This is a genomic window from Streptomyces bugieae (genome assembly GCF_036352915.1).
Taxonomy (GTDB): domain Bacteria; phylum Actinomycetota; class Actinomycetes; order Streptomycetales; family Streptomycetaceae; genus Streptomyces; species Streptomyces endophytica.
Window position 1 is genome coordinate 67412 of sequence record NZ_JAZBJP010000017.1, and the last position, 21221, is coordinate 88632.

The 21221-nt window shown below is 68.6% G+C and carries 11 protein-coding genes; 5 read left to right on the forward strand and 6 right to left on the reverse strand.

Features of this window, described 5'->3' with window-relative positions; all coding sequences use genetic code 11:
• Positions 1–7 precede the first annotated feature (7 nt).
• The 3 genes from V2J85_RS24145 to V2J85_RS24155 form a co-directional block, all read right to left on the reverse strand.
• Entirely contained in the window at positions 8–283 is a 276-nt protein-coding gene (locus V2J85_RS24145) for a helix-turn-helix domain-containing protein (RefSeq protein WP_261953824.1), read from the reverse strand.
• A 49-nt stretch (positions 284–332) separates the two neighbouring features.
• Positions 333–677 (reverse strand): hypothetical protein, encoded by a 345-nt coding sequence (locus tag V2J85_RS24150; protein WP_330822694.1) that lies wholly within the window; start codon positions 675–677, stop codon positions 333–335.
• 416 nt (positions 678–1093) lie between these two features.
• Positions 1094–1831 carry a VOC family protein gene (locus tag V2J85_RS24155; RefSeq protein ID WP_261953822.1) on the reverse strand — a complete coding sequence of 246 codons (738 nt, stop codon included), beginning with the start codon at positions 1829–1831 and terminating at the stop codon, positions 1094–1096.
• A gap of 502 nt (positions 1832–2333) precedes the next feature.
• On the opposite strand from V2J85_RS24155, the gene V2J85_RS24165 reads away from it, so the two are divergent.
• Positions 2334–2777 (forward strand): SMI1/KNR4 family protein, encoded by a 444-nt coding sequence (locus tag V2J85_RS24165; RefSeq protein WP_261953821.1) that lies wholly within the window; start codon positions 2334–2336, stop codon positions 2775–2777.
• Positions 2778–2797: 20 nt separating this feature from the next.
• Here the strand turns inward: V2J85_RS24165 and V2J85_RS24170 are convergent, their stop codons facing one another.
• Together V2J85_RS24170 and V2J85_RS24175 are read right to left on the reverse strand one after the other, a co-directional pair.
• Positions 2798–4441, reverse strand: coding sequence for a pentapeptide repeat-containing protein (locus tag V2J85_RS24170; RefSeq protein WP_330822695.1), 1644 nt, complete (start codon positions 4439–4441; stop codon positions 2798–2800).
• 442 nt (positions 4442–4883) lie between these two features.
• Complete coding sequence (locus V2J85_RS24175; RefSeq protein ID WP_330822696.1) at positions 4884–6551, reverse strand: NACHT domain-containing protein; 1668 nt, start codon at positions 6549–6551, stop codon at positions 4884–4886.
• 27 nt (positions 6552–6578) lie between these two features.
• Between V2J85_RS24175 and V2J85_RS24180 the strand changes: the two genes are divergently transcribed.
• The 4 genes from V2J85_RS24180 (at position 6579) to V2J85_RS24195 (ending at position 11255) form a co-directional block, all read left to right on the forward strand.
• Positions 6579–6827 carry a helix-turn-helix transcriptional regulator gene (locus tag V2J85_RS24180; RefSeq protein WP_330822697.1) on the forward strand — a complete coding sequence of 83 codons (249 nt, stop codon included), beginning with the start codon at positions 6579–6581 and terminating at the stop codon, positions 6825–6827.
• A complete protein-coding gene (locus tag V2J85_RS24185; RefSeq protein ID WP_330822698.1) occupies positions 6824–6988 on the forward strand; it encodes a hypothetical protein in 165 nt (54 codons plus the stop codon). The genes V2J85_RS24180 and V2J85_RS24185 overlap by 4 nt, the downstream gene beginning before the upstream one ends.
• A gap of 595 nt (positions 6989–7583) precedes the next feature.
• Positions 7584–8387 (forward strand): hypothetical protein, encoded by an 804-nt coding sequence (locus tag V2J85_RS24190; protein WP_330822699.1) that lies wholly within the window; start codon positions 7584–7586, stop codon positions 8385–8387.
• Between the two features lie 216 nt (positions 8388–8603).
• Positions 8604–11255: a KAP family P-loop NTPase fold protein gene (locus tag V2J85_RS24195; protein WP_330822700.1), complete on the forward strand. Its 2652-nt coding sequence runs from the start codon at positions 8604–8606 to the stop codon at positions 11253–11255.
• A gap of 34 nt (positions 11256–11289) precedes the next feature.
• Here the strand turns inward: V2J85_RS24195 and V2J85_RS24200 are convergent, their stop codons facing one another.
• Positions 11290–21144, reverse strand: a complete 9855-nt coding sequence (locus V2J85_RS24200) for a Tc toxin subunit A-related protein (protein WP_330822701.1) — start codon at positions 21142–21144, stop codon at positions 11290–11292.
• Positions 21145–21221 lie beyond the last annotated feature (77 nt).

Genomic DNA, 21221 nt, shown 5'->3' on the forward strand with positions numbered 1-21221 from the left:
GCACGCATCAGGCCCGTGGGGTCGGTGAGCTCGACGCCCAGGCCTTGCCGATCTGGTCGAGTCGACGGGCGACGCTGCTGTGGTGCAGGTGCAGGAGATCGACGGCCCGGTGCAGCGAGCCGCCGGCGCAGTAGGTGTCCAGGGTCGCCAGGTCTGCCGGGCTGCCGGGCTCAGGAGCCGAGCCGGTACGCGCCCTCCTGGATTGCGGACAGCGGGCCATTGTGAACTCCAGGCCGACGTCGCTGTTCGCCACCGATATCGACCCGTCCGGCGCCTCGTTCAAGGACCGCTCAGGGCATGTCGCCCGTCACCAACGTGCCGGAACAGCGCAACTAGCCGGCCGAGCCGACCAACGTCTCGAAGCCTGAGCTATCGCAGTAGGACACCGCACGACTCTCAGCCCCGGTGTCGCCGCCGACGGCATTGACGGTGTCATCGAAAATGTGGCTGCCGCCTTGTTCAAGGCCTTCCTGGGCAAGCCGTTTCGAGGCGTCGACGACCGCATGTCCTGCGGATTCGGCGATGTCGTGCCGGGCATTCTGTGCGTCACTGGAATCAGCATGTGCCGCGCTGGTTGCCACGGCGTGCTTGGCGTCCTGCCAGGACCCCAGTTTGGTGCAGTAATCCCGTTGCCACTCCTTGGCCTGCGCTGGATCGCCTGAGGAACAACTGCTCATCAGGACAGCGACAACGACAGCGGCCGCTGCTCGCCCGACCGCTCGTGCACTCCCCCGGCTGTGCCGCATGGACGTGCCCTCCCTCACTGCCGACACAGAGTATGGATCATGAAGCCGGTGGCCGGCGCGGCGCGCCCCGGCTGCTCGGCGACGTGGGTGCGGGCATGTCGAACGGGCGTGAGGGACACCGAGGAGATGATTGCCCAGCTGAACGCCCGATGCGCTCGACGGGAATCGTCGGTGTTCCTTGGGATCCCGACGCTCAGCCAGATGACGGCCCGGACCTCTGAGGGCACCTGAGAAGAGCTCTCGTGCCGTATGCGTGGGCCAGGCTGTCGTGGCTTGGTGGCCGGGGACGGCGGGGCCCGGCGCCGCGCCCTGCCGCACCGCCATGAGGGCGCGGACGGAGTTCCGCGTCAGCCCCGGCCGAGGACGCAGAACTCGTTGCCCTCTGGGTCGGCCAGGACGACCCAGGAGACGTCACCCTGACCCACGTCGGCCCGTATCGCGCCGAGGCCTTCGAGCCGGGCGACCTCCCTCGCCTGATCGTCGACGGGATCGGACATCAGGTCGAGATGGACGCGGTTCCCTACGACCTCGTCCTCGGGCGTGCGGCGGAACTCCAGGTACGGCCCCACGCCCTTGACGGAGCGCAGCAGGGCGCGGTCGTCGGTCAGCTCGTGGACGGTCCAGTCGATCGCCTCGCCCCAGAACCGGACCATGGCCCGCGGGTCGGCGCAGCTGACGACCACGGCGGCTATCGGCCCGGTGTCCCGGTAGAGCTCCCGGGGCTCCAGGACGCTGAACACGTTGCCTTCCGGGTCGGCCATCACCGTCCACGGCACGTCGCCCTGGCCCACATCGGCGGGCGTCGCCCCGAGCTCCTTCAGACGTGCGACCAACTCCGTCTGATGGGCATCGGAGGTGGTGGCGAGCTCGATGTGTACGCGGTACTTCACCGTCTCCGGGTCCGGGACGCGGACGAGATCGATGCAGACGGCGGACGGGTCCGGCCAGTCGAAGCCCACGGGTTCCAGATTGGTGACGCCGGGCCCCTCGCTGGAAAAACTCCAGCCGAGAGCCTCCGCCCAGAACTGGCCGAGTGCCGAGTCGTCCCGGGCCTTGAAGTTCACCTGAACAAGTTGCAGCGCCATGCCGCAAACCTTAGGCGATCACCCATCGGGCAGACGAGAGAAATTCAAAAAGCCTCTTCGCGGAGATTGAGGAACGGCAGCGCCCCAGCGGGTCCAGTCATGGCCGGATCTCCTGGCTCGTGGGCATGTACACCGACCTTCGCCGCTTCATCGCCTGCTCAGATGGTGAGGTGCGCGCACAGTTCAACGTCCGCTTCAGCGGCCGGCGATGGTGAGGATGGTTCCGAAAAACCGTCGAACCTACCCCGGTCGGTGTGAGGTGGGTTCGAGGCAGTCGAGCGAAGAACGGACGGGCGCTCCTGGCGGTCGCTGCGAATCCGGAGTGTGGGCCTTCGCGACGGTGCCAGGGCCGCCAAGGTCTGTCCCGCATTGCCTGTGGTCGGTGTGTGGCTGGCTCGGCCGGGGCCGTACTGTTCATTCGGTGATCAGTCACGCTGGTCGAGTCGCGGGCCCTGGCACATGCCGACGGGCCTGTGGGCCGTCTCGACCACAGGCCCGACTCGTGGAGGTCGAATCAACCGTGTGGACGGAAGCCGTTGCGGCCCTGCCCGGCACGGCCGTCTTCCAGCCCCCCGCCTCGCAGTCATCACTGACCCGCTGCGCCACGATCCTCGGTCACCCACTGCCGGTGGACCTCGCCGCCCTGCTCCGTGAGACCAACGGCATCGAGGGCGAGTACGGAGACGGGCTCATCTGGTCTGCCGAGCAGATCGCCTCCGAGAACCAGAGCCTTCGCGAGGACGCCGAGCTCGCCTCCCTGTACATGCCGTTCGACCCACTCCTCTTCTTCGCGGACGCAGGGAACGGTGACCTGTTCGCGCTCCTCCCGAGGATCGACAGGCCCGATGTCTTCGTCTGGAACCACGAGGACGACAGCCGCACCTGGGTGGCACCGAGCTTGGCCAAGTACCTCGACTGGTGGCTTACGGGGCAGATCAAGCTGTAGTAGGTCACGATGCTGCGACGTCAGCGTTTGACTCGGTTACGGATGGCGAGGAGGCCCAGACCGAGCAGGACGGGCTCGGTCAGCCGCGAGGCCATCTCGGCGTACGTGCCGAAGGTGGTGAGATCTTGACCGGAGGAACGAAACACCACCGAGTTGATCACCACACGCAGGGACTTCTCGAACCGATCGACTGACAGCCTCTCGCCGTACGGCCCACGGGGGTTTACCGGGGCGGACGGGACAGCGGTGATCACGAACCGGCCGGAGCCGGTCGACGTAGCCGTACTGGTCGGCTTCAGATCGTGCTGCGGCAGACCCCACAGCATCATCGCCAACACAGTGGCACTCATGGCTGCCATCAGCCACGTGAAGGCTCGGGAGGCCCGCAGCCCATAACCGGACACAGCCCAGTACGCGGTGAGCAGACTCCGCTCGGCCCAGGGGATGTCATCGGCGTGACGGCGCATCTCCATTTCGCCGTAGTAGAAGTCGGCAGCTCCCGGTTCATGCTTGCCGTCTTCGAAGCTCTTGCGCAGTTGCCGGTACACAGGCGCCAAGGCGGCCGGCTCCAGCACCTCATCCCCTTCGAGGGGAGTGGTCCAGCCGTCTGCATCCACGGTCCGCACTGCACGCCAATGGTGCTCTTCGACCAGCGTACGGCGCGGCGTCCAACGCACCAGTCGCATCCCGCGTCGACGTAGCCCACCGGGGGCACAAGCCAGGGTGTACACCCCTTCCAGCCGCAACTGATCGAGGTGGATCGTCCCCGCGAACCGACAGTCGCGGAGGTCGATGTCGCTCAAAACCAGGTGCGCCGCATCCACGCCTCGCAGCGATCGGACGCAAACGCCAGGGCTATCCAGGTCCACCTCGGGCAATTCCTCACCGGCCACCGTGAAGGGACGGGAGCGTGCCGCGATACTCACCGGGTGCTCAAGGACCGCGTCAGTCAAATCCACTGCGGCGTGGCGCAGCCGCAGCGCGGCAGTCGACGCCCACCGCGTTCGGCGGCAGTGCACGGCGTTCGCTGCCACCTCGATGGTCACGGGGGCTCCGAAAACTGCCTCCGACAGGTCCAGCGTCCCTGTGCACGCCAACGGCCCCATACTTGAGACGTGTTCGAAGACCCCCTTCACGAACACGGCGTCGTCGCGGAACTCCGTGCGGAACCAGGTGTCACCGTGGAACGCGGCTCCACCGAACCAGGCAACGCGGTGGAACTTGGCCCCGACGAAGGAGGCGTCGCTGTTGAACTTTGCCCCACCGAAGTCGGCAGGGCCGCCTAGTTTCGCCCCGACGAACCATGCACCGCCGTGAAATTCCGCTCGCTCAAAGGAGGAGCGGCCGGCGAAGTACGCACTCTCGAAGTGAGCTTCGTCGCCGAACTCGACCCCGTTGAACCGGGCGCTGTTGCCGAACCCCGCGCCTACAAACGAGGCAGTTCCGGCGAACTGTGCCCCGTCGAAGGTGGTGTCGCCCTCGAACTCTGCTCGGTCGAACCTGGCGTTGCCTAACCGGGGCCGGCCTGTGGCTGGGTCCGTCAGAGGGGAAAGCAGTTCGCTGAGCAGTTCGCCGGTGAAGACGGTGCCGCGGTGGTCGATGTCGTCTCCAGGCGACAGGGTGGCCAGGTAGGCGACGCGGTCCGACTCGTTCAGGTGGGCCAAGCAGGCAGAAAGAGTGGGGACTTGGATGCCTTGGCAGCCGTCCGGGTCGGTCGCGGGGGCCGCGCCGTGACCGCAGGCAGGCCAGTCCTGCGGAGGGGGAGATGGTTCGGGGTTCGGACGTGTCATACCTCGAAGACGTTCCGGCAGGGTCGGTCAGTTTCGTTCTCCGGCGCCACCGGCAGGTGGCGCTCAGCGTCGCGGCGGCCGGCTTGCCCGGGAAGTGGACGCCAAGGTGTCCGACTTCGACTCTCATTGCTCGACCTCGACCTCGACTTCGTGGCCTCGGCCGCGAAGTGCTTGGGCAAGAAGTTGTGTACGTCCCGGGACAGCACATCTAGGACGCGCGGGTTCGCGGAGGTGGACGCCAGAACCGGTGTGTTGCTTCGGGTGCTGCCGATGGGACCGGCACGTCGCGGCCGTTCTCGTCCGGCCGGGACGGCCGCTAACCGTCGGCTCCGGGCCCGCTGCGGGTCGTGAACGACTCCTCCAGACGATCCTGGAGTCGGGCGTGGCGGAACTGGAATACGGGTCCCACGGTCCGCAGAACGTGACGCTCGTGAGCATCGGAGAGAAACCGCACCAGGCGGATCGGAGCCTCGTTCCTCATGCGCAGCTGGAGGCTCGCGAGGAAGGTGCGCCAGGTCGCCGATCCCACCAGGCTCAGCGCCAAACTGAGCAGGAGGCCACCTTCCGTCACCAGCACGATCCCGGACAGGAATCCGTCGATGACCCCGAAGATGCGCTCGTTCGCCAATTCGGCGAGCAGTCCCAGGCATGATCCGCCAATGAGACTGCCGGCGAGGCCGCCAGCGATTCCGGCGGTGAGGGTGTACTGGCGGTCCTGTCTCCAGCAGGAGACGGGACCGATGGGGGTCCGGTTGTCAGCGCTGCGATTGCTGAGACCCGTGACGAATCCCCCCACCACACCGGCGAGGAGGCCGATCACAAGTCCTCCGAAAAGCATCACGAAGCGGTCATGGATGAGGAGGAGGGCGACGCCTATGGCCACCCCGAGCGCTCCACCGCCTGCGATCCCGAACAGGAAGTTCTCGCGGACAACGAAGTCCCTCCACTGCAGGCGGCCCAACAGCTGGGGCGAGTCCCCGGCACGCCCGTACGTGAGTGACATCGTCACGGAGAGACTCACCACCGCACCGGCTCCGAGGCCAGCGCGCAGCCCCGCCCAGAAGAAGCCCGCCACCCCGGCGAGGAATCCCACGAGGAGGCAACTGACTGCCGTCCTCGGCCACGCTGGCCGCCATCGGGGGACCTGCCACCAAGCCAGGTCGCGACTTCTCTCGCTGTTCATCTGGTGCGCGATGGCACCGAGCCAGCGCTCGGCCTGGCCGAGGCTGTAGCGACTGCGCGGCTGTCCGGGCCGGTCGTCGTTATAGGCGGCGGGCAGGACTCGGTCAAGGAGGTGGTCCTCTACTGCGGCTCTGTCCGCAAAGCGCTCAGGATCGAAGCGCTGATCCGCGCGATAGGTGTCGCGCATCAGCGTGAGCATCAACGGCGTGTCCAGTGCCTCCGCCACCGCGCCGGAAGGGTTCATACGGATGTGCCGCACCAGACTGCGCCAGGCCTCCGGGAGCGGCTGCGCCTGGCAGCGCGTCAGGTACTCCGCCGCGTCCTGAGCGCTGACCGGAAGCAGTTCGAGTCCGGCGGAGCCTGAAAGCGGTCCCTCCGCGGCCACAGCCGTAACAAGCTCATCAACGCGGCTCAACAGGACCAGACGGAAGTTCGCCTGCTCGTTCAGCGCCCGCAGAGCAGCCGGGCGTACGGCTTCGGGTATCTCGTCCAACCCGTCGAGAAGGGCGGCGACCCGACCGGTGCCGATGAGCCTGGAGACCACACCGCCCGCGTGTTCTTCGGACTTCCTGAACATGTAGTCCGTGGCCAGTCGCGTGGCGAGCCAGTCATGAAGCCGCTGGTTCAGCGGGTCCCATCCGCTCAGCGTCAGCAGCACTGGTACGGGAACTCTCGCGCGCGCGTCAGGTTCGAGCGCCTCGCGGAGGCCCGAGGGAGCGCCCTGTGGGCCCGCATCAACGCGTTCATCGAGCAGCATCTCGCCGACCCGGCCACAACCCCCCAGACGGTTGCGGACGCCCACCACGTCTCCCTGCGCTGTCTCCAGCAGATGTTCGCCGACCACGACACTTCGCCGGCTGCCTGGATACGCCACCGCCGTCTGGAACACTGCCGCCTCGACCTGACCAACCCGCGCCTCCACGCCCAAGCGGTCCAGGCCATCGCCGCCCGATGGGGTTTCACCGACCCGGCGCACTTCAGCCGCCTTTTCCGGGCCACTTACGGGATGCCACCGCGGGATCACAGGAACCTGGTGCCCGAGGCGTGCGCGAATCGTCAACAACCCTGCGCGGAATGACAGGGCCGGGAACTCTCGCCCTCGGCATCATCCGCGTCTGCTGGTACACCAGCCTGGCGAAGTGCGAAGCCGACGGTGAGAACTCCGCCTACAGCTACTGGTACTGCGATGGGAGCTCCAGTCGCCGCGCCTGGGGACTGTACGTGGACAACGACTCGTAAGCACGCGGTGATCGGGACCGTCTGGCCGGGCCGTGATGAATGGCGGAACACGTGCCAGGGCGGTCGGCGGTGCCACCTGCTGGGCCCACGGCTCGCCCACCTCCAGAGGCCCTGGGATTCCCAGGCCTCTGGAGGTGGCCTTCCGCGGCGGTCATGGAGCCGCTGACTGCGGGTTGATCGTCAACCTCTCACCCCTTCGTCGTCCTCCGGCACCGGACTCACCACTGTGGCCGCCGCACTGGCGTCGGCCACCGTGGTGTGCGGGTGACGATCATCTCCGGAACCGGCCCGCGTTGCCGAGCGATGTGTGATCTGTCCATGGCCGACGAGCGGGGGCAGAATGTGCTTCCGCGCTCAAGGTGATCGGGGGATCTGTATGGCGGCATTGGGGCAGCGCACGCGACGGGGTCAAGGGCTCTGGCTGGCTCTGGTGGGAAGCGCGTCCGTCGCTCTCGCTCTCACATCCGCGGCGCAGAGCCAGGCGAACATAGGTGTCGCTGACCTGCTGCCCGCCATACTCTGGATATCTGTCACTCCTGGTGTCCTGGCCTTGGCCCAGTCCTTGCTTCTGCGCAGGGGGCACCTTGATCCGGCGATGATCGGGGTCGCCGCGCTCAGCGCGGGCTTGATCGGAATGAACGGAGATGAAGGCAACGGGCAACTGTTGCTCGGGGTCCTTCTCGCGCTCGTCGCAGCCGTGGCCTTCGCCCTGCTCAGCAGCTACCTGACACTGACCGCCGGGTGGGGATACGCCGTGGTCTCCGCGGCAGCCGTTCTCCTCGGTGCGGACAAGCTCACTCCACTGATGGGGGCTGATGAGTTCACAGGTGTCTCCGCACCCCTCATCCAGGCCATGACCGGGACGGAACTCTGGCTACCGAAGACGGCCCTGATTGCTGCAGCCGCATTCGTTCTGGTGGGAGTCGTCCGACCGGTTCAGGAGGTCCGACTACGCGAAGGGAACGCTTCCGGGTGGGTGCGGCCTACTCTTCTGGTCTTCGTTCCCGCGTTCCTGCTGTCCGTACTCGCCGGACTGCTGCACACGGCTACTCTGCAAGCGGCTGACCCTCAAGGGGTGAGCGCCGAGATGGCCGATTGTCTGCTCGTCCTGACCGCCGGCGGCTGCAGCCTGAGAGCCGGCGAGGCCGATGTCATCGACGTGGCGGTGGGTACCCTGTTCCTTGGCGCATTCGACACATTCCTCAATGTCATGTTGCTGCCGGTCACACAAGAACTCCTGCTGACCACAGCAGCCGCGGTCCTGTTCGCCCTCATCGACCTGGCACGTCTGCGCCCCGTTCCGGATGACGATCCCCCACCGGATCCCCCGTCAGATCCGGCATCACAACCCGCACCTCCAGCACAGGCGGGTAACGACCCGACCCCGCCGGCAAGTTGAAGTCCCGCGAGGAGACTCACTCGTTTCGGCACCCGGGCGTCTTCACGCGGACAAGGCGTACGACGTTCCTCACCGACGGTGATGCTGCCAAGCCTGGATCAGGCCTAAACTGGCAGGCCTCGGCGCCGCATCCTCGGGATCAGTGCGGCCCGATCGTCGCGGGAGGGCGCTCAGTTGGGGAAACATTCGGACCAGTTCCGAGACGCATTACGTGCGTTGTACGAGGAGGCCGGAAGGCCGACCCTGAGGCAGCTGTCCAGGCAAAGCGAGAATCGTCTGGCGGCATCGACGATCAGCGGCTGGCTCAACGGCCGCGCCCTGCCGAGCGAAGCGCTGACGAGCGATTTCCTGGCGTTGGTCCACCTGCTGCAAGGGCGGGCAGGACAACTCGCGGGAAACACCCGAACACGGGATCAGCGCTGGTGGCTGGAACTGCTCAATGCGGCTCGCCGAGAGCGCGGAGTTCGCGTCGATTCCAGGGTGCCATTCGAATGGGCTGAGGTTGTCAAGAGCCCTGCCACGTTCGAGACACTGGTATCTCTGCTCATTCTGCGGCTTCGTCCTCATGCCCAGGTGGTCCAGGGCAATGGTAAAGACCGCGGATACGATGTATTTGAGCACTCGGAAGACGACGGCTTCGTCCAGTACGAGTTGAAAGCCTTCACCGGCCGTATGACGTCGGATCGCAGAGCGCAGATTCGTCGTTCGCTGCAGAGGCTCGAACCTCAGCCGGATCACTGGGATCTCGTGGTGCCGATCGACGCGACGCCCTCTGAGGAAGCATGGTTCGCCGACCTTCGCGATGAATTTCCGTTCGTCCGGCAGTGGAACGGCCTGAGTTGGTTGAATCGTCTGCTCGATGACCAACCCGACCTGGCTGGGGGTACACCAGACCTCCTGGGGAGGCGTCTGCGTGAAGCAATGGCCAGCCGCCGCTCGCTGCCAGGAATGGCTGCGCCAGACCCTCTGCGCGGACATGGTTCTGTCCGCTGCCGAGGTTTCGGCGATCGGCCCGCTGACGAGGACCTGCTGAACCGGGACGCGTTGGTCGCGGCTGTCGCCGACCTGCTGGTGACGGGCGAAGACAACGTCAGAACCATGGTGGAAGCCGGCGGCGCTTTCGTGGACACCACGGGCCCGACCGTCGTGGCCTTGGAAGGCCCATGGGGGTCGGGCAAGACGAGCATGATGCGGCTGATCGAAAGGGAAGTCCTTCGCAGACAGCCAGCACGCTGCGACAAGACCGGACCGCACCGGCGTTGGTGGAGGCGTTCGCCCGAGCATCTCTCGGTCATGGCCGCGCTTGTGCAGCTGATTCGGACCACCCCCGAGTCAGCCACGAACAGCGAAGTGTCTCGCACGGAAAACGCAGCATGGGCGGGGCAGCCTTCGACATCGATAACTGCCCACTTCAACCCCTGGGCGCATCAGACAAATGATCAGATATGGGCAGGCCTGACTCGGACGATCGTCGAGGCTGCGCAGCCTGCGCTGGGACCCCACGGGCGGAGCCGGGAGAGGTACTGGCTGCGTAGGAACTCGGTTCGCCTGGACCGCCATCAACTGCGTCGCACGATGCTGCGGCGGCTGTGCTCTCCAGTGCTGCGAGTAGCAGTCTTCGCACTGCTTGCTCCCCTGGTCGCACAGCTCGCCAAGGGAGGGCAGAACTACCACATCGCTGGGCATCAGATCAGTGCGGTTCTGCTGGCAGCGGCGTTGCCGACACTCCTGGCCGTCGTGGGGGTCATTCATACGGTGTTGCGCCTCGCGGGTGGGCGGGCGCGATCCTACCTGCCGGGCGAGCTCCTGGACGGCCCGGTGATGAGCGGTGTGCTCGCCCCTGGGGGCGGTGGAGGTGTTGGTGACGCCTTGCGAGACCCGTACTACCACGCCCGGTCCGGATACCTGTATCTCGTCCAGCACGACATCCGGGAACTGCTCGCGACCTTGCAGGAAGGCGGCCACGAGCTGATCGTCTTCATCGACGACCTGGACCGCTGCTCACCCCGGGTGACCGCCGACGTTTTCGAAGCAGTCAACCTGTTTCTGTCGGGCGCGCTGTACGTCCCTACGCGGCAGAGCGCCCAGGACCAAGCCCGATGCCGGTTTGTCCTTGGGCTCGACCCTGGAGTCGTCGCCGCGCATCTGGACCGAGCCTATGCGGATCTCGTGACTGCGGACCTGGCCGACTCGCATCAGGACCCCTCCGTCGGCTGGACCTTCCTGCGCAAGCTCGTCCAACTGCCGGTGGCCCTGCCGCCGACGTCGCAGGGCAGCGTCGAAACCGCTCTGACCGGGCTACTGGGCGAGGTTGCCCCGTTGGCGCCGCCGGCCGTCGTCGCCCTCGACGAGGCGGGCGAACAACAGTCTGTCGTGGCTCCTGCTCAGGCCCCGTCCTCGACCACGTCGTACGGCCGCACATCGGAGACCGAGGCACTTGTACGTGCCCTGGAGACGGACCACTCGGTCCGCGAGCAGCTCGGCAAACGCCTGCGCGCACAGAACGATCTCTCGCTTCGTGAAGTGAAACGGCTTTTGACGTTGTGGCAGTTCTATCTTCGGGTGCTGGGCCACAAGGAGCACGGACTGGAAAGACTGTCGGTGCAAGAGGCCGTTCATCTGGTGGTTCTTTCCGAGATCGCGGCCCGCTGGCCGGCGCTCCAGGCGTCCCTGCGCCGACGCTTCGATGGAGCGACGGGACTGGAGATTCTCGCGGAGAGCACCACGGACGACCACTCATGGGCCAGAGCCCTCCGGCGAGTCGGGCTGAGCGATGCGCGCCACGCCAAGTCGTGCGTCGCGCTGCGCTCGCTGCTCGCCGAGCATGAGGGAAAGTCGGTGGCCGAGCTCGCGGAACGGCTGTCTTGAGCCACCGGCAGGGACACGCCAGTCAGCGGCTCGTTCACGGGACGAGTTCATAGCCGCACAGGATGTACATCCGGGTGACCGAGCCGATCTCGGCGGGGAGGGTGAACCCTCCCAGCTCCCGGTCGCGGGCGCGACGCAGCGGCGCCAACGGCAGGTGCAGCTCACCGTGGAACAAGCCTGGATATTCGGCACTGGTCACGCAGGTGATGTCGTGGCCGCCGCACCGGCCGTTCTCGTCGGACCCGTGGGGCTCCTCGTACTCGGTCCGGAACCGCACCGCGAAGTGGCCGACGCCATCGCCGGCCGCGGTCTCGATGAACAACCCGAGCCTGTTGACCCGCAGGTCCTGATGACCGGGAAGGTACGGGAAGTGCTCCCGTCCCAACCGGAGCGGCAACTGCCGCGGACCGGTGGCCGCGGTCAGATGGTGCCAGTCGTCGGGGAAGTCGTGCCGCACGTCGAACAGCTGCGTGCCCCCGCCCGGCAGATGCCGCCGCGCGGCCGTACTCGCGGCCCTGCGCAGAACGTCACCGCCCTCCCTTGCCGTGTAGTGGAAGTGCAGCACGATGTCTCCGAGCGTGTCGAAGTCGAACTGGTTGTTTTCCTGGGGCATTTCGATCCGCCAGCGGCTCACGGCCCCGGCGAACTCGAAGGGGAGGTACCGCTCGTCGGTGAAGCGCAGCTCGAAGAGGCCCGAGTCGTTCTGGCCGCTCGACGTGGCGATCGCCTCGGTCGCGGCGTAGGTGCGCACCACGCGCCGGTCGTCGCCGACAGTCTGGTAGCCGTCGGAGTCGGGGCCGGAGCAGCATCCGGCCGGCGGCTCGGCCAGCGCGGGATCGATCCGGGTGCTGCTGGCCAGCAGAGTCAACCGGGCGTGTACACCGGTGTAGGGCCCCACCACGCAGGGAATCGTCACCATCACGCTCTTGATCCGGCGCAGGTAGTGCCCAGGGTGGTCGAGGTCGAACAGCCACTCAGGGATCTCGATTTCGGCCCAGCCGGCATGCTGGAGGTGCAGAAAGGCGAGCGGGAACTCCTTGCGCATCGAGATGTGCTTGGTCAGCTCGTACTCGCGGCAGTTGGCGTCGAGATAGGCCCCTTCCATCTGCCGCACCGCCAACTGCAACCGTTCGCCGGCCAGCAGACCCTCGTGCAGGCCGTCCCAGCCGGCTTCGGGCAGGAAAGCGCGGGCTGTGTGGCCGCGTTCGTAGTTGAAGGCGCGTTGCGCTCGGCGGCAGGTGTGCAGTGTCACCTCGTACAGGCCGCGGTAGAGCGCGGCGGTCTCTCGCTGGAGGTGCAGGTACAGCTGCGTGCCGGTGAATTTGTCCCGGAGGAAGTCGGAGACCTCGGCGCTGTTGTGGATCTGCTGCTGGTGGTTGTTGAGCTCGCGCAGTGCGATGTCGCGTCGCCGGTGGGCGGCCAGGATCTGTCGTTCGATCTGCTCGATCTCGATGCCGATGATCTCGACCTGGTGGTGCCATTCCCGCTCCCGGCGGGCCCAGCCGCCCTCGGTGAGGCTCAGACCCGCGCCTGTGTTGGCGTTGTCGGCGATCGCCATCATGATCCGCGCCGCGGTGGAGAAGCCGGAGGCGAGCTTGTTGCCGACCGGGAGTTGGTTGAACTCCAGCGGGGTACCCGCGATGCCCGCGATGCCGATCCACATGTCCGGGCTGATCCCGATTCCCTGCGCGACGCCATCCAGCACGTTGCCGGCGATCCGGGACGCGATCGAAACCCCGGTCAGCGCCGCATGGCCGGTCTCGCCGGCATTGAGCCCACCGGCGATCAGCTCCTGGTAGTACCGAAGTCGGGCGAGCGCGCCCTCCTTGGTCTTGTCCAGGGCCTGCACCTGCCAGTCGGCCTCCCGCCACTGGTTCTTCCTGATCTCCAGGGCCAGGTCCAGCAGTTGCCGCTCGTGATTGTTGCGCAGCGCGGCCAGGGCTTCGGCATCGCCCTTCTCGTAGGCCGCGAGCAGCGCCGTGCCCAGTTGGCGTACCTCCGCGCAGAGTTCGTTGGCCTTGGCCACGAGAAAGGTGAACCGGTACGGGCTGCCGCCGCACTTGCAGTCCTCCGCGCAGTCACCGGCGCACTGCTCGACGGTCTCCTGCCCCCCTTCCCGCGGCCCGGTCCGGCCGAAGGCACCGCGCTGGGGAAGCCGGTAGCGGTTGAGACAGTGGTGGATCAGGGCGACACGGTCCGCGGTGTCGTCGTAGAGGGCAGTCAGCCGCGGGTTCAGCGGCGCGGGACGGGTGACGAGGCCGCTCACGGTCATGGGCTCGCCGACGTGGTCGCGGGCCCGCACCACGGTGGGCCGATCGCCCAAGATCCGCTGTACGGCGGCGAGGAGGACGCCCGCTTGCTGTGCGCCCTCCACGGTGTTGCGGCAGGCGTGGGCTTCGGCCCACTGCACCAGGGTCTCCAAGTGGGCCAGCAGCACCGCCCGGTTCCTGGCCCGGTCCTCGCCGACGGGCGCACTCGGGCAGCACGGCAGGTCCTGCCCTCGTCGGCGTCGCTGGTTGTCCGTGGCGCAGGAGGCCCAGGTGTTGTCGCGGGCCTGAGGCCGGTACGCCAGCTCGTACCACTTCAGCGCGGACTCGTACCGGCAGTGGGTGCGCAGCGCGCCGGCCACGGTCATCGCCACGCTGAACGGCGAGGGCGGCAGCAGCGGAGCGCCCGGGGCGACGTAGACGAAGTAGGGGTAGGCGGCGAGCCCGCCGGGGAAGCTCGGCGCAGGGGCCGGCGTCTCGACCAACGGAAGTGGTACGGCGTTGTCCTCGGCCAGGTCGTAGCGGAACCCCGGTGGCGTCGGGTCGGCGTGGCCGATCACCGGCGTGACCGCGCCCACCACCTCGAAGCGCAGGGAATCCGCCGTGCGTCCGGAAAACTTCAGGGTGGCCGTCTCTCCGGTGACCGCGACGCCCTGACTGGACCGGCGCGGCGGGTCGAACTCGCCGTGCCGCACCCGGCTCCAGTACAGATGCACCATGGGTTGTGCGTCCCAGTCCAGCAGCGCGGGCAGCTTCTCCGGCCGGTGCCAGTCGGAGGTGTCGCGGTGCGTTCGGTCCGGCTGAGCGCCGACGTCCGCGTACTGGACCTGCGCCGAGTAGAACGCGGAATCGGCGAGCCAGAAGTAGTACTCGTCGACGTGGTGCCGTTCCTCGCCGCACTGCGCGCAGCAGTTGGTCTCCTCGTGCCAGGCATCGAAGGGCGTCCCGGCGGGCGGGAGCCCGGCGGCGGCGACCCGGACGAACCGGGTGCCCAGGCGGACCGCGGCGGACAGCCACAGCGGAAGTCCACCGTGGCTGTCCGAGGATCCCTCCTGGCGGTCGCGCGTGTCATTTTCGCGTCGGGGACGGTCGTCGTCCGGGGGGCGGACGTCGGGGGTGAGGCCGAGCACCGGCGCGAGCCAGGAGTTCCGGGCGGCCCGCTCGGGCGAGCCCAGCAACCTCAGCCCCTCCGGGGCCGGTTGCCGCAGCTGTATTCCGGAGGGTTCACGGGCCTGCAGTGGGGTCAACGACGGGTGCTCCGGCGGCCGTTGCCCCGGCCACCATTCCAGTCCGCCGGGTACCGGCACGGTCAGCGTCGACCGGCGCAGCTCGGACTCCAGGAACGCGAACGCCTCCGACTCCCGCGCGGTGCTCAGCTCGTCCCACTCGATCCAGTTCTCCCCGTAGGTCTCGCGGCGCCGGCACGCCTCCCACACCCGGTAGGTGGCCAGCCGCCGCTCCCACAACCGGACGAACTCCGGCCCCGGCCTCAGTGTGGGTTCGAGCCCGAGCCGGGCCCGCTGGACGAATGCCTGCACGGTCCGGATGGCCTCCTCGATCCGGCTCATCCGCTGGCAGATGCCCGTCTCGACATCTTGGACCAGGAGATCCGAGAGATCCTTCGGCGCGGTCGCGAAGGTACCCGGCGCCCAGGGCAGCGGCACCCGGTCCATCCCGCACAGGTACCCGAGCAGGGCCGTCCGGGCCCGCTCACGCAGGCCGTCGTTGAGCCCGCGCAGGTCCTCGTAGCGCAGCGGCTCGCCGTTCTCGAAACAGCCGTCCCGCACGAACCGGGTGAGGTTCGCGTTGCCTGAATCGGGTTGCGCCCCGGGGTCGTCGGCCGCCCACTTCCGCGGCACGGCATCGCCGATCCACCGGCCCGCGAGGTGGCTGCGCAGCCGGGTCAGCCATTTCTCGCCCTGCCAGACCCGCAGCGCCCACCGCTCATCGGTGAGGTCGTCGGCGTCGAGCGAATACGGTGGCGTCGCGAAGTAGGTGTGCAGCAGCGGCGAGTGCGCCAGATCGACGCCCAGATGTCTCAGCAGCTGCGCCGGGTCGTCGGGCTGCTGCTCGCGCACGTCGGCGAAGAGCAGCCAGACCGGGCGCTCCCGGGCGGACTCGGTCTGCGCCCGCAGCAGGCAGTAGTCGAAGAGCCGTTCCCACCAGTCGAAGAGTGCCGCCTGGCGGCGCGGGCTCGGCGCGGTGCGCTGATCCCCCACCGGTTGCGGCGGGTACGGGTCGGACACCGGCAGGAGGTCGAAGTCGAACCAGGCGTGGTGCACGCCGAACGCCGAAGGCCCGGTCCTGGGGTAGGACGTGCCGGCGAAGGATTCCGGATGCGTGATCAGGTGGCCCAGTTCGGACTGCCGGTATCCGGGCACGATCGTCGCGGAGAGCGCGAACCGGCGGGCGAGCAGCGCCGCCTTCACCGCCCGCTGGTAGGTGCGGCGGATGTCGCGCAGGGTGGCGCCGTAGCGCTGTTCCAGGTACTGCGCGGCGGCCTCGTCCGAGGCGTACAGGCCCTCGGACCCCACGAGGCCGTCGCCCAGCGTCCCGTTCTTGGCGTCCCGGAACAGCCGGTCGAAGCCGACCTCCGTCAGTACACCGTCGCTGTCCGGGCCGCGATACTTCAGCTGGAACCCGGTGTGCTCCGGACAGACCTCCTCGGCCCGCTCGAAGGTCGGATCGGACTGGGCGTACTCGATCGTGAGCCGGTAGGCGCCCCGGCGCAGCCGCACGCCCCGTGACGCGGCCGCCGGCGCGTCGTCGGAGGCCCAGTGGTGGTCCAGCATGATCCAGGTCTTCTGGCCGCGCCCCAGGGCGACCCGCCAGCGGTGCTCGCGGGCGCGGGCGAAGTCCGGTGCGGTGTCGCCCTCGGTGGGCGCGCCGGCGTGGAAGTGGTACTCCCCCGCCTCGTCCACCAGAAGCACACCGGTCCAGCGCGCGGTGAAGGGACTCGCGCCACCGAGCGGCTCGGCGTCCCCCTCCCTGACGGCAAACCCGTTGCGTACGCCGACCAGTCGGGACTGGGCCGGACTCGGCGTGAGGTTCATCGCCGGCAACACGGTGGGCACGGGAGCGTTGTAGTGATTGCGCACGGGGCCGAACGCGGTTGCCGGGCCGCGGGTCTCCCTCCAGACCAGGTTGCCCGCGCCGTCGTGCAGTTCGCCGAGCAGGCCGGTGCCGACGAGGCCCAGCAGCGCGGCGAACGCGCCACCGCTGGGCGGTGGGGCCCAGGTCACCTCGGGTGTCTTGCCATCGTCGGTTTCCCACGGCGTCGCCGCCGCGTTCTCGTCCGCCCACAGGGTGCGCAGCACCGTGGCTGCCGCGGCAGCATCGGCCGGGCAGCCGCTCACCGCGGCCACATGTGCCGCCAGATGGTCGACGATCACCTTGCAGCGTGCGTGGAAGCGGGCGAAATGCGCCTGGAAATAGGCGAATCTGGCCTGCTCGTCGGGTTCGGAGACCAGGGTGTCGATGGCCGACTCGGCGTCGTCGAAGATCGCCGCGAACGGGGCGAGCGCGGCCCGGGGCGCGAAGTACAGGTTACGCACGGCGACCCGCTCGGCCTCCCGCAGCGGCCGCATGTGGCTGAGCTCCTCGATCACCTCGGTGTCGGAGACCGGCAGCGAGGTCCACAGCTCCTGCGCGGTGCTGTCGTAGCCGAACGGCCCGTCCTCCGGTCGCAGCCACATCTGGGGCGAGGTGTCCGCGGCCGCCAGCGGCGTACGGTACTGGCGCCCCCGCACCTCGACCGGGCAGCCGCACCGCTCCAGCACGGCCGGGAAGAGGTGTTCCCCGAGCGCCTGCCAGGCGTCGGGTCCGCTGGAAGCCGGGACGTAGCCGAACTCGTCCCGCAAGGCCGCGGTCATCCGGGGCCACGTCCAGGCATCGGCGTCCTCCTCGGAAACGTGCACGGCCAGCAGGGACCGCCGCAGCGCCCACAGTGTCTGCGCCTCGTCGCACCCGGTCGATCCGGCCGGCTCGGGGAGTGACAGGGGATCGTCGGCCGACTCGTTGCGGTCCTGGAGAGCAAACGGGTCGTCACCGTCGCGGTGCTCTTCGACAGTGAAGAGCCACATGATCTCGCCAACGGTGAAGTCGGAGGCGTAGATCTTGCCGAGGACCTCCACGAACCGCAGCGTGTGCGTGGGCAGCGCGTACCAGGTATCGCTCGCGGTGTCGGGGGCGAACCCGGCCAGCCGGGACAGCACCGTCAGGTTCTCGGCGAGCGCCTTGGCGAAGCGCGGTTCCCGGTCCCCGCAGGAATAGCGGGCCCGTGCCAGATCGCCGATCCGGTCCAGCACGAGCTCGACGGCCCCGGCGGCCGGGGGCTCGGTGGCCCACAGCCCCAGCAGCGGCACTCTCTCGGCCGGCGACGCCGCGTCGGCCCGATAGGTGTCCACGAGAGGGAGACACAGCTCCGCGTGCAGGATGAGCAGCGCCGCGAGCTGGCGGCAGAAGTCCGCGTTGATCGCCGAACCGTGGAACAGCCGCAGCACCTCGCACACATCACGCAGCATCGCGAAGGAGATCCCCGGCGCCGCGCCCTCGCCCAGCCGACGCCACAGCCGGACGAAAACGATCAGCCGGCGCAACGCGGCGCGCGGGTCCTGCTCGTCGGTGGGATCGGTGAACCTGATGCGCAGATCGTCGAGACAGCACGGCTCGCAGTCGGGAAAGTCCGAGGCCGCCCCCTCCTGCGCGGCGTTGTGGAACTCCACGAAGCCGCTGCGCCACAGTTCGAGGAACTCGCAGTAGCTCAGGCCGGTGCGCTCCAGGAACTCGGGCACACGCAGCACCGTGTCGGTCCAGGACGATCCGCCGACGGACTCCTTGACGAACCCGTACACCTCGTACAGGCTCAGCCGTCCCCTCGCCTTCTTGAGAGCGATGTCCCGGGCATAGAGCAGGTCGTATTCCTCGGTGGAGATCCCCAGATACTCGCAGGCGATCTCCAGGCGGACCGGGTAGCGCCACCGGTGGCTCTGGAACCCGGCGGGCTCGTGCGCCGGGTCCAGCACCGGCTCGGTGATCTCCTTGCGGAACCGGCGCATCGCGGCGTACCGGCTGGTGCCCAGGAAACGCAGGTAGGACCTGTTCACGTCCAGCGGCTGGTGGTACGGCAGAGCGGGTGCGGTGAAATCCTTGCGCAGCAGGGCGTAGGCGTCGAGGTGAGCCTGGGGCAGGGCCTCGGTGGCCGGTGAGGAGTGCTCCGGCACCACGGCGAACAGAGTCGCCGGATCGTGCGGCTGCCCCAGAGCGTGCCCGGCGAGCCGGTCCGCAGCGGTGTGGTGAATCGCGCCCTGCGTGCCGCCGCCCGCCAGCTTCTCCAGACTCTCGTTCACCAGGTCGATCACCGGCAGGGGCGTGCCGAGATCGGCGGCCGTCACCTGCAGATCGCCGAGCGGGCCGCGGCGGTCGACGAGCAGTTCGCCGATCGATGCCACGTTGACCGGCGTGCTGGGGTGCTCGCAGGTCGACGCGGCCGAGACCCGCAGCAGATCATGCAGGTACTGCGGCGGACCGAACGGTGACAGGTGCTCCGGCGGCACACAGTCGGTCAGGGTTCCGTCCGGGTTGACCGGCGCGAAGCTCTCGTCCGGTGGGCCGGCCGGGTCGGCGGGTCCCCCCGCGGCCTGTTGGATCCGCGCGGCGAAGGGGTGCGCCACGGTGCCGACGAGCGCCGCGGCGAAATCGGCCGCCGGCAGCGCGCCCGGCTGCGACGTGCCGGTGAAGCCGGCCGAGTACAGCGCTTCCATCAGCGAGAACCGCAGTTCGTCCCCGGCCGCGAACGCGGTCAGTTCGTGCAACCCGTCGAGCACCGCGACCGCCTGCTCCAGCCAGCGCTGCGCCGCGACATCCGTGCCGAAGGTGTCGGCCAGCGCGGCCGCGAACGCGTCCTCGTCCCGGGGCGCTCCGAAGACGAAGGCGCCACCGCCGTGGTCGCCGTACGCCGCGATCATGCGGGCGAACACGTCCGAGACGGACCCGCCAAGCGTCGGGAGGGTACCGGCGGCGGGCGCCTCCGCGGTCGGGGGCGTGACGGGGACGGTGAAGAACTTGCGCAGGTGCCGGACGAAGGCCTCTGCCCGCTCCGACACCGTGCCCGGCTCGGTGAACGGCGGCAGCAGCGCGGGATCGCCCCGCAGGAGGGTGCGCCACTGCTCATCGGTGACCGCCACCAGACCGGCGACGGTGGTGACCGAGAGCGGCGGCTGCCCCACCGCGACCACCAGCGGATCGTGGTTTCCGGTGACCGCCCGCAGCACCAGTTCCAGGTACGGTCCGGGTGACGCGGCCGCGGCAGGGGCCCAGAACCCCGCGTCGATGGCCTCCGTGGCCCCGGAATGCGTGCTCCACGACCGCACCACGTCGGACACCGGCGGTGCCAGCGCCACGGTCGGCTCCGAGGTGGTGACCGAGCCCAGCGCGCGCAGTCGGCGGGCCGCGGCATCCGGACCGATCGCCGGTTCGGCGGGCCTGGTGAGCAGCGGCTCGGGCGCGGCGACCACGCCGTTCTCGATCGCGATGCGCAGTTGCGCCAGGGACTGCGCCTCGGTGGCGAAACGGGCCGCGTCGTAGCGGTGTTCGGGATCGACCGTCATCGGCAGTGTCGCGCCGAGCGCGTACAGGTACGCCGCCGGCACGGCGAACGTCGGGTCCAGAGCGGTCGAGCCGGTCTGGGGGACAACGGTGACCGCGGCGGGCCCGGTCTCCGCGCCGGTCAGGATCGGGAAGGTGAGCCTCGCCCGGGCGGCGTCCGCGGCCAGCCGTTCGCCCTGCACGGCCGCCGAGGCGGCGAAGACGAAGGTGGCCAGCCGTGCGGCCCTCGCGTCGACGGTGGCGTGATAGCCGGCCAGTTCCGCCTCGAACCGCTGCCGGTCGTTCTCCGCCTCCCGCACATCGAGGCCGACGACCACGGGCGGCTCGGTGTACATCTCACCGAGCGGGCGCGGCAGGTCCGGGGGTGGATACACCAGCCGGTCCCAGGTCAGTTCGGCTGCCACATGCCGGCTCTGCGCCGGGCTGAGCGGGGGGCGCTGCACGAGGGAGCCACCCGTGCCGGGATCCTTCGCCAGCACCTTGTCGATCTTCGTGACCAGGTCGGCGAAGTTCGGCGGGGTACCGTCCTTGGGCAGCTCGACCTGGTCTCCGCCGGGCGACGTCGCCGGCACCGCCGCGTAGGCGCTCGCGGGCATCGCGAAGTACGCCGGCTGAAGCACCGGCAGCGTGCCCACGCCGGTGACCGTGATGTTGAAGTCCAACTCCCCGTCGCCGATGGGCAGGCCGTCGCGGGTCAGCTCCAGCCGGAGGTCGTACGAGGAGGCGGTCGGGGATTCCGGATGACCCGCCGGTGGCGTCACCACGATCACCGCGGTGGCTATCGCCTCCTGGAACCGTGTGGTCACGGGCGGCAGACCGCCGCCGGCGATGTCCTGGTAGTGCTGGATGATCCCCGTGGCGGTCACGTCCACGTCGTGGGTGGTGACATCGGCGGGCGTGACGGCAAGTCCCTTCGCCGAGCCGATCGGTACGCCCTTCCTGGGATCGGCGAAGGTCAGGTCGAAGGCGGTCACGGTCAGCTTGTCCAGGGCTGCCCGGAAATCCGTCGCGGACATGGGCTTCGTCGGATGCAACCGAACGATGATCAACTCCGGCATATCAATCTTCGCCCTTCCGCCCCGATTCCAGCTGC